This window comes from Bradyrhizobium sp. BWA-3-5, from assembly GCF_032917985.1.
Taxonomy (GTDB): Bacteria; Pseudomonadota; Alphaproteobacteria; order Rhizobiales; family Xanthobacteraceae; genus Bradyrhizobium.
In genome coordinates this window covers 2572850-2586997 of record NZ_CP136626.1, presented here as the reverse complement: position 1 = coordinate 2586997, position 14148 = coordinate 2572850, and the positions used below count along the sequence as shown (strand labels likewise).

Annotated in this window: 11 protein-coding genes; 3 read left to right on the top strand and 8 right to left on the bottom strand. The window is 64.5% G+C overall.

Features of this window, described 5'->3' with window-relative positions; translation table 11 throughout:
* The first annotated feature begins 245 nt into the window (after nucleotides 1–245).
* Complete coding sequence (locus RX331_RS12255) at nucleotides 246–1622, top strand: cation-efflux pump (protein WP_317256811.1); 1377 nt, start codon at nucleotides 246–248, stop codon at nucleotides 1620–1622.
* A 192-nt stretch (nucleotides 1623–1814) separates the two neighbouring features.
* The gene (locus tag RX331_RS12250) at nucleotides 1815–4118 is read left to right on the top strand and encodes a PAS domain-containing sensor histidine kinase (protein WP_317256810.1); all 2304 of its coding nucleotides are present in this window, start codon (nucleotides 1815–1817) and stop codon (nucleotides 4116–4118) included.
* Between the two features lie 7 nt (nucleotides 4119–4125).
* On the opposite strand, the gene RX331_RS12245 is transcribed toward RX331_RS12250, so the two are convergent.
* From RX331_RS12245 to RX331_RS12220, 6 genes are all read right to left on the bottom strand, one after another.
* Entirely contained in the window at nucleotides 4126–4905 is a 780-nt protein-coding gene (locus tag RX331_RS12245) for an ABC transporter permease (protein WP_317256809.1), read from the bottom strand.
* Between the two features lie 2 nt (nucleotides 4906–4907).
* Nucleotides 4908–5720, bottom strand: a complete 813-nt coding sequence (locus RX331_RS12240) for an ABC transporter permease (RefSeq protein WP_317258101.1) — start codon at nucleotides 5718–5720, stop codon at nucleotides 4908–4910.
* Between the two features lie 79 nt (nucleotides 5721–5799).
* Nucleotides 5800–6852 (bottom strand): ABC transporter substrate-binding protein, encoded by a 1053-nt coding sequence (locus RX331_RS12235; RefSeq protein ID WP_317258100.1) that lies wholly within the window; start codon nucleotides 6850–6852, stop codon nucleotides 5800–5802.
* Nucleotides 6853–6891: 39 nt separating this feature from the next.
* Nucleotides 6892–8199 carry an FAD-dependent oxidoreductase gene (locus tag RX331_RS12230; protein ID WP_317256808.1) on the bottom strand — a complete coding sequence of 436 codons (1308 nt, stop codon included), beginning with the start codon at nucleotides 8197–8199 and terminating at the stop codon, nucleotides 6892–6894.
* A gap of 12 nt (nucleotides 8200–8211) precedes the next feature.
* Nucleotides 8212–8910: an HAD family hydrolase gene (locus RX331_RS12225; RefSeq protein WP_317256807.1), complete on the bottom strand. Its 699-nt coding sequence runs from the start codon at nucleotides 8908–8910 to the stop codon at nucleotides 8212–8214.
* Nucleotides 8911–8945: 35 nt separating this feature from the next.
* Nucleotides 8946–10028, bottom strand: a complete 1083-nt coding sequence (locus tag RX331_RS12220) for an ABC transporter ATP-binding protein (protein ID WP_317256806.1) — start codon at nucleotides 10026–10028, stop codon at nucleotides 8946–8948.
* 251 nt (nucleotides 10029–10279) lie between these two features.
* Between RX331_RS12220 and RX331_RS12215 the strand changes: the two genes are divergently transcribed.
* Nucleotides 10280–11227, top strand: coding sequence for a LysR family transcriptional regulator (locus RX331_RS12215; protein ID WP_317256805.1), 948 nt, complete (start codon nucleotides 10280–10282; stop codon nucleotides 11225–11227).
* Here the strand turns inward: RX331_RS12215 and RX331_RS12210 are convergent.
* Both RX331_RS12210 and RX331_RS12205 read right to left on the bottom strand, forming a co-directional pair.
* Nucleotides 11224–12120: a LysR family transcriptional regulator gene (locus RX331_RS12210; RefSeq protein ID WP_317256804.1), complete on the bottom strand. Its 897-nt coding sequence runs from the start codon at nucleotides 12118–12120 to the stop codon at nucleotides 11224–11226. The genes RX331_RS12215 and RX331_RS12210 overlap by 4 nt on opposite strands.
* A 188-nt stretch (nucleotides 12121–12308) precedes the next feature.
* Entirely contained in the window at nucleotides 12309–14108 is a 1800-nt protein-coding gene (locus RX331_RS12205; RefSeq protein WP_317256803.1) for an adenylate/guanylate cyclase domain-containing protein, read from the bottom strand.
* Nucleotides 14109–14148 lie beyond the last annotated feature (40 nt).

Here is a 14148-nt window from a genome sequence, read left to right as displayed (position 1 = left end):
CGATGGCGGAGAACTCGATGTGAGCTATGAACACATCTCTATATCCCCCGCCGCTTGAACGGTTGAGGCCCTTGCCCTGGGCGACTCAGTTATGCCTGAGGCGGCCGTGATCGAATCGATGAGCCGCGGAGTCCTGGGTCCTCCGCGGAGGACGACAGCAACAACGATTCGCTCCTGCAAGTGATTGGCGATTGCGCCTTCAACACCGCTTTGATCTTGCATAATGCCCTGCTAAACCGCCTGCCATGACCAGCCCTCCTACCCTCAAGACCAACGTCGCGGCGATCTCGATCTTTGCCAGCGCCGGCATGGCGGCGACCAAGTTCGCGGTCGGCATCGCGATCGGCTCGCTCGCGCTGATCTCGGAAGCCCTGCACTCCTCGGTCGACGTGATCGCAACCGTCATCACCTGGCTGGTGGTGCGGGTATCCGATCAGCCGGCCGACGCGGAGCACCATTACGGCCACGGCAAGTTCGAAAGCCTGTCGGCACTCGGCGTCATCGCGCTGCTCTACGTGCTGGCCGGTGGCATCCTGGTCGAATCCTGGAGCCGGCTGAGCGAGGGCGCGCCGCCGCCGACGATCTCGGCTGTTCCCTTCGTCGTGCTGGTGATCGACATCGCCGTCAATTTCTGGCGCGCGCGGGCGTTGCACCGCACGGCGCGCGAGACCCAGAGCCAGGCGTTGGCGGCGGATGCGCTGCATTTCGCATCCGACGTGCTCGGTTCGATCGCCGTCATTATCGGCCTCGTGCTGACCGGCCTCGGCTTTGCGTGGGGCGATTCGGTCGCGGCCATCGCGGTCGCCGTGATGATATCGATTCTCGGCCTGCGGCTCGGCCGCTCCACTATCGAGACCCTGCTCGATCGCGCGCCGGAGGGCGCCTCGGAAAAGGCGACGCTGGCGATCCGCTCGGTATCAGGCGTGGTCGGCGTCGAGCGCGTGCGCGTACGCATGGTCGGGCCGACGCATTTCATCGATGCGATCGCCAAGGTGCCGCGCACTTACCCGATCGATCGCGTCGAGGCGATCAAGAGAGCCGCGCAGGCGGCGGTTTCCGAAGCGCTCGGCGACGCCGACCTCACCTTCACCGCGGTGCCGGTCGCACGCGACAACGAGAGCGTGCGCGAGCGCATCATGGTGATCGCGCGCAATTCCGGCCTCGCGGTTCATCACGTCACCGTGCACGATCTCGGCGACAAGCTGACCGTCAGCATCGACCTTGAGGTCGACGGCGACATGGAGCTGAAGGCCGCGCATGACATCGCCCATGCGCTCGAGCGCAGCATCCGCGAGGATTTCGGCGAGGATGTCGAGGTCGACACCCATATCGAGCCGCTCGAGCCGGAGCTGCCGCACGGCACCGACGCCTCGCCCGAACGCGTCGAGACCATCAGGAAAGCGCTCTCGCAATTTGCCGGCAGCGGCACGATCCACGACATTCATAACGTGCGGGTGCGCGATACCGAGGCCGGCGAAATCGTTAATTTCCATTGCCGCGCCGCACCGTCGATGAGCGTGATCAAGGTGCATGAGAATGTCGACGAGATCGAGCGCGCACTGCGGCGCGCGTTCCCATCGATCAAGCGCGTGATCAGCCACGCGGAACCGCCGCGTGCGTAATTTTGCGGACACGTTCTCGTTTCGGACTCGTCTCGCCGGCGCCTTAATTTGTATTGGACAACATTTATTTCGATTAACGAATTGTTGACTCTCGACAGCCCCAAAAAAGTGGATTCAAATCGCTGTGATTCGGAAGTTGTGTGGGGTACTTCCGGAAAGTGTGCAAATGGGCTTTCGGCGGGGGTCTAAGGCATGGCGCGAGCGCACGCGGAGAACGCGTACGTTCAATCCGACTCGATTAAAGGATTGGCGCAATCGATCGCGAAACCTGCCTATCACCGGCTGCTCATTGCCGAGCCGGCGCTTCGTCGCGCCGTCCCGACGCTCATCATCGCCTTCCTGATCACCATCTGCCTCGGCGCCTTCGTGCAGGTGATCGACCAGAGCCGGCAGAAGCGCGCTGCGATGAAGCGCGATCTCTCCGCGCTGACCGACCTGCTCGCTGAACGCCTCGACCGCCTTGCCTCGGTGCGGCAGGACCGCATCGCCTATATTGAGCGACTGCAGAGCCTGCTGCCCGACCTGATCCCTGCCTGGGGCGTCGCGAGCGGCCGCCATGTCATCATCACCGGCTCGGATCATCGCATCCTGGCGCGCGTCCCCGTCGAGAGCGGCCTCGGCGGCAACGATCGCGTCCTCGATATCATCAGCACGGCGCAACTGATCGCAGCTCCAGGCCAGCAGGGCGTCGTCACCGACATGACGCTGCCAAATGGCAACGGCGCCGTGGCGATCTCGCGGCTGGTCAAGGCGCTGCCTGGCCAGGTCATCGTGATCCAGGAGAAGAACGAGCCGCTGTGGGGCTCCGACGCAGCGCTGTCGGTGACGCTGTCGGCCACCACCGGCTTCGTCGTGCTGATCCTCGGTTTCGCCTTCCACTGGCAGTCGACGCGTGCCCGCGAGGGCGACCTCATCAACGACGCGGTGCGCGGCCGGATCGACACTGCGCTCAACCGGGGCCGCTGCGGGCTGTGGGACTGGGACCTGTCCCGCGGCCGGATCTTCTGGTCGGCCTCGATGTTCACGATGCTCGGCCTCGACTCCCGCAACGATCTCCTCACCTTCGGCGAGGTCAACGCGCTGGTGAAATCCGACGACATCGACCTGTTTGCGATCGCCGACCAGATGATCGCCGGCGAGATCGACCACATCGATCAGAGTTTTCGCATGCAGCACACCGACGGTCACTGGATCTGGCTCCGGGTGCGCTGCGAACTCAGCCATACCCAGGCCGACGGCGGCCTGCACCTGATCGGCATCGCCGTCGACATCACCGAGCAGAAGAGCCTCGCCGAGAAGACGGTGGAGGCCGACCTTCGGCTTCGCGATGCGATCGAGACTATCCCGGAAGCTTTCGTGCTGTGGGATGCGGAAGATCGCCTGGTGCTCTGCAACTCGCATTTCCAGCGCCTGCACAAGCTGCCCGACACCGCCGTGACCCCCGGCACGTCCTATGAGACGGTGATCGAGGTCGGCAGCATGCCCGAGGTGCGTACCCGCCTGCACGAGACCGGCGCGCCGGTGCCGGGCGCCCGCACCTTCGAAGCGCAGCTCGACGACGGCAGTTGGCTGCACATCTCCGAGCGCCGCACGAAGGACGGCGGCTACGTCTCGGTCGGCACCGACATCACCCGCATCAAGGAGCACGAACAGAAGCTGATCGAGAACGACGCCCGCCTCCGCGCCAACGTGATCGATCTCAAGCGCTCGCAAGCCGAGCTCGCCGACCTCGCGGAAAAATATTCGCGGGAGAAGAACCGCGCCGAGGAAGCCAACCAGGCCAAGTCGAAGTTCCTCGCCAATATGAGCCACGAATTGCGCACGCCGCTGAACGCCATCATCGGCTTCTCCGAGATCATGGGCAGCGGCATGTTCGGCGTGCTCGGCTCCGACAAATATCAGGAGTACTGCCACGACATCCTGACATCAGGGAAATATCTGCTCGAGGTCATCAACGACATCCTCGACATGTCGAAGATCGAGGCCGGCCGCATGAAGCTCGACAAGGAGCAGCTCGACCTGTCCAAGCTGCTGGCGGAGTCGCTGCGCGTGGTCTCGGGACGCGCCGAGGACAAGAACCTGACGCTGGACGCCGACATCGAAAGCACCATTTCGGTTGTGGCCGACCGCCGCGCGGTGAAGCAGATCTTCGTCAACCTGCTGTCCAATGCCGTGAAGTTCACGCCTGACCACGGGCGGGTGACCGTGCGCAGCCACATGCTGCCGGACTCGATCGTGCTGATGATCGCCGATAGCGGCATCGGTATCGCCCCCGACTCGCTGCGGCGGCTCGGCAAGCCGTTCGAGCAGGTCGAGAGCCAGCTCACCAAGACCTACCAGGGCTCCGGCCTCGGCCTCGCCATCGCGCGCTCGCTGACCAGCCTGCATGGCGGCACGATGCGGCTGCGCTCCAAGCTCGGCTCCGGCACCGTGGTACGCATCGTGCTGCCGCGCGAGGCGCAGCGGCCGCAGGCCAAAAGTCAGGTCGCCGCCTGACCCCTCCCTACAGGCCCTTCTTCGACCGGGTCGACGCGACCAGGACCAGCATGAAGGAGACCGCGGTCATCAGCGTCGAGATCGCGGCAATCGTCGGGTCGATCTCGTCGCGAAGCGCGGTGAACATCCGCTTGGTCAGTGGCTGATACTGCCCCCCGGAAATGAACAGCGCGACGATGGTCTCATCCATCGCGGAGATGAAGGCAAAGATGCCGCCCGCGATCACGCTGGCCTTGATCTGCGGCAGCGTCACGGCGAAGAAGCTGCGCAGCCTGTTCATGCCGAGGCTGCGCGCGACCATCTCCTGTGTGGCGTCGAAGCTCTGCAGCCCCGCCACGACCGAGATGATGACATAAGGCAGGCCGAGCATGACGTTGGCGAGCACAAGTCCCGTCATGGTCGCGACCAGGCCGACCTTGGCATAGACGAAGAAGATGCCGACCGCTGTGATGATGATCGGCACCACCAGCGGCAGCAGCAGCGTCACATGGATCAGCCGCATGATCCGCGATGTCGACCGGCTGATGGAATAGGCGGCGGCGACGCCGAGCGGCGTCGCGATGACCACCGTGAGGATAGCCACCGTGAACGTCACGCGCGTCGCCTGCATCCAGGCCGAATTCCCGATATATTCCTGATACCAGCGCAGCGACAGCGATGGCGGCGGGAAGCTGAGGAAGCGCGCAGCTGAAAACGACATCGGCGCGATGATCAGGATCGGCAGGATCAGATACAGCAGCACCAGCGCGCAAAACAGCAGGAGGGCGATGCGATACAGGCGCGGCATCCTCATCTCTGCCCCAGCACGCGATCGAGCGGAATGAACTGGCTGACGGCGAAGAAGATCGCCGCGACCGCCAGAAGCAGCACGACACCGACGGCGCTTGCCGCGCCCCACTGGTCGTAGAGCTCGACATTGCGACTCACCAGCATCGAAATCATCACCGTGCGGCCGCCGCCGAGCAGTTCCGGCGTGATGTAGAATCCGAGCGTGAGCACGAACACCAGCGTGCAGCCTGCCAGCACCCCGGGCAGCGAGAGCGGCAGGAATATCCGCCAGAACGTCAGGACCGGCCCGGCGCCGAGGCTGGCGCCGGCCTGCATCAGGTCGCGCGGAATCTTTTGCATGGTGGCGTATAGCGGCAGCACCATGAACGGCAGCAGGATATGCAGTGTTGCAACGACGGTGCCGAACGTGTTGTGCACCAGCGCCAAGGGCTCGTCGATTACGCCGAGCTGCCGCAGCACCTGGTTGATCACGCCGGTCCGCTGCAGCAGCGCAAGCCAGGCATAGGCCCGCACCAATACGCTGGTCCAGAACGGCAGCACCACCAGAGCGAGGATGACGATGCTCCAGCCGCGTGGCGCGATGCTTGCCGCATACGCGATCGGATATCCGAGCAGCAGCGCCAGCAGCGTCACCAGAAGGCTGATCTCGAACGTCAGCGCAAAGCTGCGCCAGTAGATGCCTTCGCTCCAGATCCGTCGATAATTCTCCAGCGTGAATCCGTCGTGATAGACCGACTGCCAGGCGAGCCACCCGACCGGCAGCACGATCAGGAACAGGATTACCAGCAGCGCCGGAGACGCCAGCGCCAGCATCAGCCGCCCTTCACGACGCTGATGCCGGAGCGAGATGTCTGGTACCGGGCTCTGCACGACCACGATCTCCGCTGTGAGGCTATTTCTGCATGAACGAAACCCAGCGCTTCTCGGCCGCCTCGCCGGCCGGCGACGACCACCAGGCATAGGACATCAGCGCCTGCTTCGCTGCGTTGTCGGGCGCACTCGGCAGCTGCACGACGCGTTCCGGCTTGATCACGCCGGTGTTGAACGCCTTGGGGTTGGCCGGGCCGTAGTCGATGTGCAGCGGCAGGTTGGCCTGGTTGACTGGATCGACCGCTTCGTTCACGAAGCGCACAGCGGTGGCGAGATTGGGCGCGCCCTTCAGGATGCAAAGTGACGTGCTCTGCAGGATTCCCTGATTGAAGGTGAAGCCGACCTTGGCGCCCTCGCCCATCAGCGCGCTGACGCGGCCGTTCCAGGCCATCACCATGTCGACCTCGCCGTCATTGAGGAGCTGCGCCGACTGCGCACCCGAGGTCCACCACACCGTAATGTTGGGCTTGATCTCCTCGAGCTTCCTGAACGCGCGATCGACGTCGAGCGGGTACAGCTTGTCGGGCGCGACGCCGTCCGCCATCAGCGCCGCCTCCAGCGTCGCGAACGGGTGATTGCGCAAAGCGCGGCGACCCGGGAATTTCTTCACATCCCAGAAATCGGCCCAGCTCGACGGCGCGGCATCCGGGAATTTCTTCCTGCTGAAGGCAAGCACGCTCGAATAGAACTCGTAGGTCACCGAATAGGCCGAGCGATAGGCTTCCGGCATCGCCGCCGCGTTCGGCAGTTTGGCGAAATCGAGCTTCTCGACGAGCCCCTGCTCGCCGCCGCGCAGGCAATTGCCGGTCGGCATGTCGACGACGTCCCAAGTCGGCTTGCCGCTCGCCGCCTGCGATTTGACCGCGGGCCAGGCGTCGGGAATGCTGTCCTGATTGATGGTGATGCCGAGCTTCTTGGCGGCGGGGTCGAGAATCGCGACGGTCTGCGCCTTCTGATAGGCACCGCCTTGCGAAACGAAGGTGATCTGGTCCGCACTGGCCGGCAGGCTGGACAGCGTAGCGAGGACGCCAACAGAGCCGCCAAGCAGTGCACGTCGACACAGAGACGCAATCATCATGTTCAACCCCTCTTGTTATGACCGGGCGCGCAATGGCTAACGCCCTATCGCATCCAGAAACTGGTACCAGCCGGCCACCGCGCGGACGGCCGGTTCGCGCAGCGGATAGAATGGAATGGTCCTGACACGGCGCGCGTCGAGCAGGCCGAGATCGACGGCCTCGCCGCGCACCAGGGCCGCGAGATAGCGGCCCATCAGGCTCGACATCGCAACACCGGCGCCGTTGTAGCCGACCGAGTAGAAAGTACGGTCATCGAGGCGACCGACATGCGGCACGGAGTCCAGCGTCATGGCGACGAGGCCGGACCATTTGAAGGCGAGCGGGATGTCCGCAAGCTCTGGAAAGATTCCGACCATCGCCTTGCGCAACGCGTCGAATGCACTCTCTGAATCCTGTTTGCCGAAGGCGCCGCGCCCACCGAAGATCACGCGATCGTCGACCTTGCGGAACCAGCGCATCATCCGCTTGGTCTCGGTATAGGTCCGTCCTGTCGGCATCAGGCTGCCGGCGAGATTCGGCGACAATTTTTCGGTGGCAATGATGGCGCTGCGGAACGGCACCAATGTGCGCTGCAGCCGCACTGTTGCCGACGTCAGATCGGAATAGGAGTTGGTGGCGATGATGGCCTGACGGGCACGCACGCTGCCGCCTTGCGTCTCGGCGATAACGCCATCGCCGTCGCGCCGGAGCGCGAGCACCGGGCTCTCCTGAAATATCGGTACGCCGCGCTTGGCAACACCCCCAGCGAGACCGCGCAGGTAGTTGAGCGGATGGATACCGCCGGAGCCTGGATTGAGCACGCCGCCGACGAAGACCTGCGAGCCGGTTTCGTCGCGCACCTGGTCGCGGTCGAGGATCCGCACCTTGGCATCGCCCATCTCGCGCGTCATCCACGCGGCCTCATCGATCGCGGCCTTCAAGGTCGCATCATTGTGCGCCGCCTTGACCTGTCCGCTACGCGTCAGCCGCGCGCTGGTGATGCCGAATTCGGACACCAGTTCCTCGACGATATCGACGGATTCATACGCGATGTCGTACATGCGCCGCGCCATGGCGCGGCCGTGGGTGGCGTCGATGTCGCGGAACGACAGCCGGAACTTTGCGGTGATGACGCCGCCATTGCGACCGCTCGCGCCCCAGCCGGGCTGACTGGCTTCGAGCACGATCGGCGCGAGGCCGCTTTTTGCGATGTGATGCGCCGCAGACAGTCCGGTATAGCCCGCACCCATGATGACGACGTCGGCCTGCCGCTCGCCCACCAGCTTGGGAAAGGTCGGCAACGGCTCCGCCGTAGCGGCCCACAGGGAAGCCGCCGGGGCTATCGGGGTCCAGGCGTCCGCCATCGCCGCGTCTCTCTAATTGCCGACGGCGGCGTCGGCGAATGCCTTCATGGAGGCGAAATGGAAGTCGGGCTTCGTCAGCTCCGCCACTTCCGGCGTGCCGCCGAATCCCTTCATGCCCTGGCGGCGCTCGATCCAGCACACCTTGTAGCCGAGCTTTCGGGCGATCCCGATGTCGTGGTGCTGGCTCTGCGCCACATGGAGGATGTCGGACTGCTTGTAGCCGAACGCCGATTGCCGACCCTTGTTGTAGGCGAAAAATTCCGGATTGGGCTTTGCCACCCCGGTATCGTCGGCGCAGACGCTGTCGTGGAAGGGGTTGCCGAGCGCGTGCGCATAAGCCGACAGCGCGACGCGGTCGGCATTGGTCATCGCGACCAGGCGGAACTTGGTGCGCAGCCGCTTGAGCGCCTCGACCGAATCCGCGAACGGCTGCCAGCGCAGCACCGCAAGCTGGAAGGCATCGCAGGCGGCGTCATCCGACGGCAGGCCCAATTCCCGGGCGAGGTAGCGATAGACGTTGAACATCACTTCGCTCGACCGCTCGGGATGCGCGTCGCGGCCGCGCTTGTAGGGGGCGAAGATCTGGTCGTCGCTGAGATCGGCCGCCTTGGGGCCGCCAATCCGGCGCACCGCGTCGAGCACGCCGGCTTCGAAATCGATCAAGGTACCGACGACATCGAAAGTGAGAACCTTGAAGCTATCGTAGGACATGTTCATCTCTGTTGTTGGACTTTCGCCTGGGGAATTCATTGCCGCGCCTTCGGCACGACGATGGTGTCTTCGGGGTGAAGAGTGACGGTGAGCTCACCGTCGAGCGGAGGAATGCGGCGGGCCGCCTCGTAGTGGCTTGGCTGGCGCAGGCTGAGGCTCGTGCCGTCGGCGAGTTGCAGGAACACCCGCAGGCTTTCGCCCTGGTAGACGATGTCGGTGACCTTGCCGGTCAGCCGGTTGCGCCCCGCATCGCCAGTGCCGTCATCGATCAGGAGCTTTTCGCTGTGGACGGCGAGCATCAGATCGTCGCCATCCGGGATCGCGCGGGTGCTCCGCAGGATCGACGGGCCTAGCGCGACGCTTGAGCCATCGACCCGGCGGACCGGCAACAGGCTCGCCTCGCCGATGAAGCTCGCCACGAAGGAATCGGCGGGATGATCGTGCAGCCGCTGCGGCGCGTCGATCTGGACCAGCCGCCCGTCCTTGAGGATAGCGACGCGATCACTCATGGTCAGCGCCTCCCGCTGGTCATGAGTGACATAGATGATGGTGGCGCCGATCCGCCGGTGCAGTTCGCGCAGCTCGATCTGCATCGCCTCGCGCAACTGCTTGTCGAGTGCCGACAGCGGCTCGTCCATCAGGATCAGGCGCGGCTCGAAGATCATGGCGCGCGCGAGCGCCACGCGCTGGCGCTGGCCGCCCGAGAGCTGGGAGATACCGCGCGCCTCATAGCCGGCCAGGCCGACCATCGCCAGCGCGGCCCGCACCTTCTCCGGCCAGTCCGCCTTCGGCAGGCGCCGCGCGCGTAGCGGAAAGGCGACGTTCTCGCCGACGCTCATATGCGGAAACAGCGCGTAGTTCTGGAACACGACACCGATGTCGCGCTTGTGCGGCGGCAGCAACGTCACATCCCGGCCGCCAAAATGGATCGAGCCGGACGAAGGCAGGATGAAGCCGCCGAGAATGCCAAGCAGCGTGGTTTTGCCGGAGCCGGACGGACCGAGCAGCGAGACGAATTCGCGGGGCGCGACGCTCAAGGTCACGTCATCGAGGGCGCAGACCGCATCGTAATGCTTGCTCGCGGACCGGATGTCGACGCTCTCTCCGCCCTTGCCCAAGGATCTTCCCCGTTAGCCCGATGGCAGCGCTCCGATGCGCGTCATCGATGCCGCTTGCGGCGTGCCGCAATCGGCCAGTGAACCGGCATGATCTTGTCTTATAGACTGGCCAGACCGCACAGCTCCGGGGAGCTTCGCCGCCGCGCCAGATTTTGACGCCTGCCCTTGCGGAAAGGCTGTTCTGCCAATGCAATCAGACTTGCCCCAGACGGGCAATTGCCAAATTCTCACCGAAGGCATAATCTGAAGTTATGCCAGATCTACGCCGCATGCTGCCTTCCAGCCACGCCCTGTTCGTCTTCGACGCAGCGGCGCGCAATGGCAGCTTCACGGCTGCCGCTGCCGAACTCAACGTCACCCAGCCTGCAGTCAGCCGCATGCTCGGCCAGTTCGAAGATTATCTCGGCGTCCGCCTGTTCGACCGTGCGGCAGGCCGCGCGGTGCTCACCGAGGAAGGCGAAATCCTCTATCGCCGGGTATCGGACGGATTCCGCAGCATCGAAAGCGGCCTGATCGAGATCGACCGCCGCCGCAAGGGCACAGAGACCGTTACGCTCTCGGTCTCCTCGGCCTTCACCACGCATTGGCTGATGCCGCGCATCGACAAATTGCAGCGGGAATTTCCAGCCGTCGACCTTCGGTTCCAGTTGATCTCCGGTCCGCTGCGTGGACCGGTTGACAATGTCGATCTCGGCATGCGCTTCCGCGACCGCTTCGATCCCGAGCAGAACGGCGCGCTGGTGATGAAGGAAGTGATGCTGCCGATCTGCACCCCTGCCTATCGCGATGCCATTGGCACCGATGGGGCCCTCGAGGCCAATACCATCATCCGTCTGGCCGACACGCCCGGCGACTGGGCCGCGGAATACCCGACCTTTCACACCAGACGATCCGGCCCGGCGAAGTCGCTCAGCTTTTCGGACTACGCGGTGGTCGTGCAGGCCGCCCTGCTCGGCCAAGGCATCGCGCTCGGCTGGCTCACCGTCGCGTCGCACTGGCTATTGACCGGCGCGCTCGTGCCGGCGTCGGAGACGCTGACCACGACACGGCGGCTGTGCGAACTGGTCTATCCGCCCGCCCGCTCGGTGCGGCCGGTGGTTGGCGAGATCAGGGACTGGATCATTTCCCAGATGCGCAGCGACATGGCCGCCATCGACCAGCTTTACCCGCGCCTGAAACTGATGGCAGCGAGCTACTAGTTGCTCTCCAGTGCCGGCGCCACTTCCCGCGCGACCTGCACCAGCGCCGCGATCAGCGGCGTCATCGGATCGCGCTGCGGCACCACCAGGCCGATGCTGTAGTCGACGACGGGATCGACGATCGGAATGGAGCGAACGGAGTCCGAGAGGCCCAGCGTCTCCGCAAGCTTGGCCGGCATGACGCTGGCCCAGCGCCCGGTCTTCACATGGGTGTAGAGCACCAGCAGCGAATTCGAGGTCAGCGTCGGCGTCGCCTCGGCGCCGACGGACGCCAGCGCGCGATCGATGATGCGGCGGTTCTGCATGTCTGGCGTGAGCAGGCACAGCGGCACCTGCCCGACTTCCTTCCAGGTGACCTTGTCGCGGTCGCCGAACATGGCGTCGGGCGCGGTCAACAGGCGATAGCTCTCATTGTAAAGCGGGATGGTGCGCACTTTGCCGATCGGCTCGTTCTCGATATAGGTCAGCCCGGCATCGACCTCGAGATTTTCGAGTAGCCCGAGCACGTCGGCCGAGGTGCAGGACTGGATGCGGAAGCGCACGTCCGGATAGCGTGCGCGATACGGCGTCGTGAGCTGCGCCACCATGCCGAGCACGGTCGGGATCGCCGCGATCCTGATCTCGCCGGAGAGCTTATCCTTGAGGCTGTTGATCTCCTGTCGCATCGCGCGAGCGTCGCCGACGATGCGCCGCGCCCAGTCGAGCGTGCGCTCGCCCTCCGGCGTAAAGCCCTGGAAGCGGGAGCCGCGCTGCACCAGCATGACGCCGAGAATTTCCTCGAGCTGCTTCAGGCTGGTCGACATCGTCGGCTGGGTGACGCCGCAGGCTTCCGCCGCCCGTCCGAAATGCCGCTCCTTCGCGAGCGCCAGCAGGAGTTCAAGCTTGTCGATCAAAGGGATGGCCCCGGAAGGTTTGGTGCTGCAGGAGGAGCAGAAATAGCACGGCCTCAGGATAGCCCAAACTTCAAAAACAGCGTTCCGGACCGCTGGATTTTCGGGGTAATTCGGCTCTCATATCACCCGATTGCCCAACCTTATCAGCCGATGCAGGTCACTGCTCGCCTCGGCAACACGGGCGGTTGCTACGTTGTCTCCGCCAGCGCCAAACCTTGACGCGGTCGCTCCAAATCTGATCGTCCATCAGGGCCTGCAAGGCCCGCTGACGCGGGCATGTCCCTGCCGATCACGGCGAAAATCTCCAGCGCGCGATCATAGCCCTTGATGGTCCGCTCCCCGATCGAGGCGAGATCAAAGCCATTCCCGACCCGCTCATGGACCTCGCTATCCAGCAAGACCTGCCCGTCACCGGCCAGGCTGCAGAGACGCGACGCCAGGTTGACGACATTTCCAATGGCCGTGTAGTCGAGGCGTCCCTGATAGCCCAACGTTCCGACGGCGGCGGGTCCCATCGCGACGCCGACGCCAAAGCCGATTGCAGAGCCGCCCGCGGACCAGGTGCCGGCCAGCGATTGCACCGCGGCCTGCATGTCGATGGCCAGCCGAACGCCCCGATCGGCCGGGTTCTCGCAAGTGACGGGTGCATTGACGAGGACCATCACCCCGTCACCGGCAAAGCGGATCAGGGTGGCTTCATGCCGGGCCGTCACGGCGCCGATAGCCTCATAGTACTGCCGCAGCACGGCGAGAACGGCATCCGGCTCGGCACGCGCGGAGAACGCCGTGAAGCCCCTGAGATCGCCGAAGATGGCGACCACCTCTCGCCGCTGCCCATCCAGCAGCCGCGGGTCGGAATGCTCGACCAGTTCAGCCACCTGCGGCGCAAGGAATTGCTTGAGCCGATTGATGCGCTCGGACTTCTGCTGCGACGTCCCGAGCTCCTCCGCCATCTGGTTGAATCGCACCGCCAGTTGCTCCAGTTCGTCGCGGCTCTGGATCGTGATGCGATGGTCGAACTGTCCCATGCCGATCCGCTCCACGCCGTTTTCAAGCTGCCGGATCGGTCCCCACATGCGGCATGCGCGCCAATAGGCGAGCACCAGCGAGAAAACGATACCGATGAAGATGAGGATCGCGGAGCGCCACAACGCGGCCCGGATCGACTCATACGCCTCCAGAACCGGCTGTTCGGCAATTACCGTCCAACCCACATTGGGGGCACGCACCGCCAAGGCAACAACCGAGTTGCCGTCCTCGCCGGTGGTGGAGACCGCCGATCCATTGGCTTCGCTGACCGCAGACTTCAGCCGGTTGAGGTCCCCTGCCCCTGCTCCGCTGCGCAGAACCAGGCTGATGTCGGGATGGGCAATCAGGCGCCCCGCGTCATCGAGCACAAGGGCATGACCGGTGTCGCCGATCTTTATTGCTGCGATGATGTCCCAGATCAGTTTCAGGTTGATATCGGCCACCACGACGCCGGCCGCAGCGCGGTTGCCGGCGACCGCGATCTGCATATAGGGCTCGGAATCGCGACGATAGTGCACCGGCCCATACCAAACCCGGTTGGCGCGCGCGCCGATCACCGCGGGGGCCTCCGACATATCGGCGCCGCGCCCGGTTCGGTTCATGCTGACGCGGGAGACGAAAACGCGTTCGGTGCCATTCGGGTCGATCATCGAGAGCGAAACAATCGCCGGCACCTGTTGCAGCAAGCGCAATCCATCGATCCGGCGCCGATCGTCCTCACCTTCCGTCCAGGGAAACTGCACGACCCAGCCGAGCTGATCGCGAATTCCATCAGTGAACGCCTGGATACGTTCGGCGGCCGAGCGCGCCTCGACCTGAAGGATCTCGTTGAGATAGAGCCGATTGTCCCGAAAGGCGAACCACGCTTCGGTGATCGCGCCAAGCACGAGGGGCACCACCACCGCGACGAACAATGTGATGAAATATTTGAAGAACAGGGAGGGGCGCGGACGGGTCACCGGAGCAAGGTCCGACAACACAAGCCGCACACCAATATCG

What these genes read in the sequence shown, in the direction of transcription:
- RX331_RS12255 (WP_317256811.1), top strand. Translation starts at nt 246, where the DNA reads ATGACCAGCCCTCCTACCCTCAAGACCAACGTCGCGGCGATCTCGATC.
- RX331_RS12250 (WP_317256810.1), top strand. Translation starts at nt 1,815, where the DNA reads ATGGCGCGAGCGCACGCGGAGAACGCGTACGTTCAATCCGACTCGATT.
- RX331_RS12245 (WP_317256809.1), bottom strand. Translation starts at nt 4,905, where the DNA reads ATGCCGCGCCTGTATCGCATCGCCCTCCTGCTGTTTTGCGCGCTGGTG.
- RX331_RS12240 (WP_317258101.1), bottom strand. Translation starts at nt 5,720, where the DNA reads ATGCTGGCGCTGGCGTCTCCGGCGCTGCTGGTAATCCTGTTCCTGATC.
- RX331_RS12235 (WP_317258100.1), bottom strand. Translation starts at nt 6,852, where the DNA reads ATGATTGCGTCTCTGTGTCGACGTGCACTGCTTGGCGGCTCTGTTGGC.
- RX331_RS12230 (WP_317256808.1), bottom strand. Translation starts at nt 8,199, where the DNA reads ATGGCGGACGCCTGGACCCCGATAGCCCCGGCGGCTTCCCTGTGGGCC.
- RX331_RS12225 (WP_317256807.1), bottom strand. Translation starts at nt 8,910, where the DNA reads ATGTCCTACGATAGCTTCAAGGTTCTCACTTTCGATGTCGTCGGTACC.
- RX331_RS12215 (WP_317256805.1), top strand. Translation starts at nt 10,280, where the DNA reads ATGCCAGATCTACGCCGCATGCTGCCTTCCAGCCACGCCCTGTTCGTC.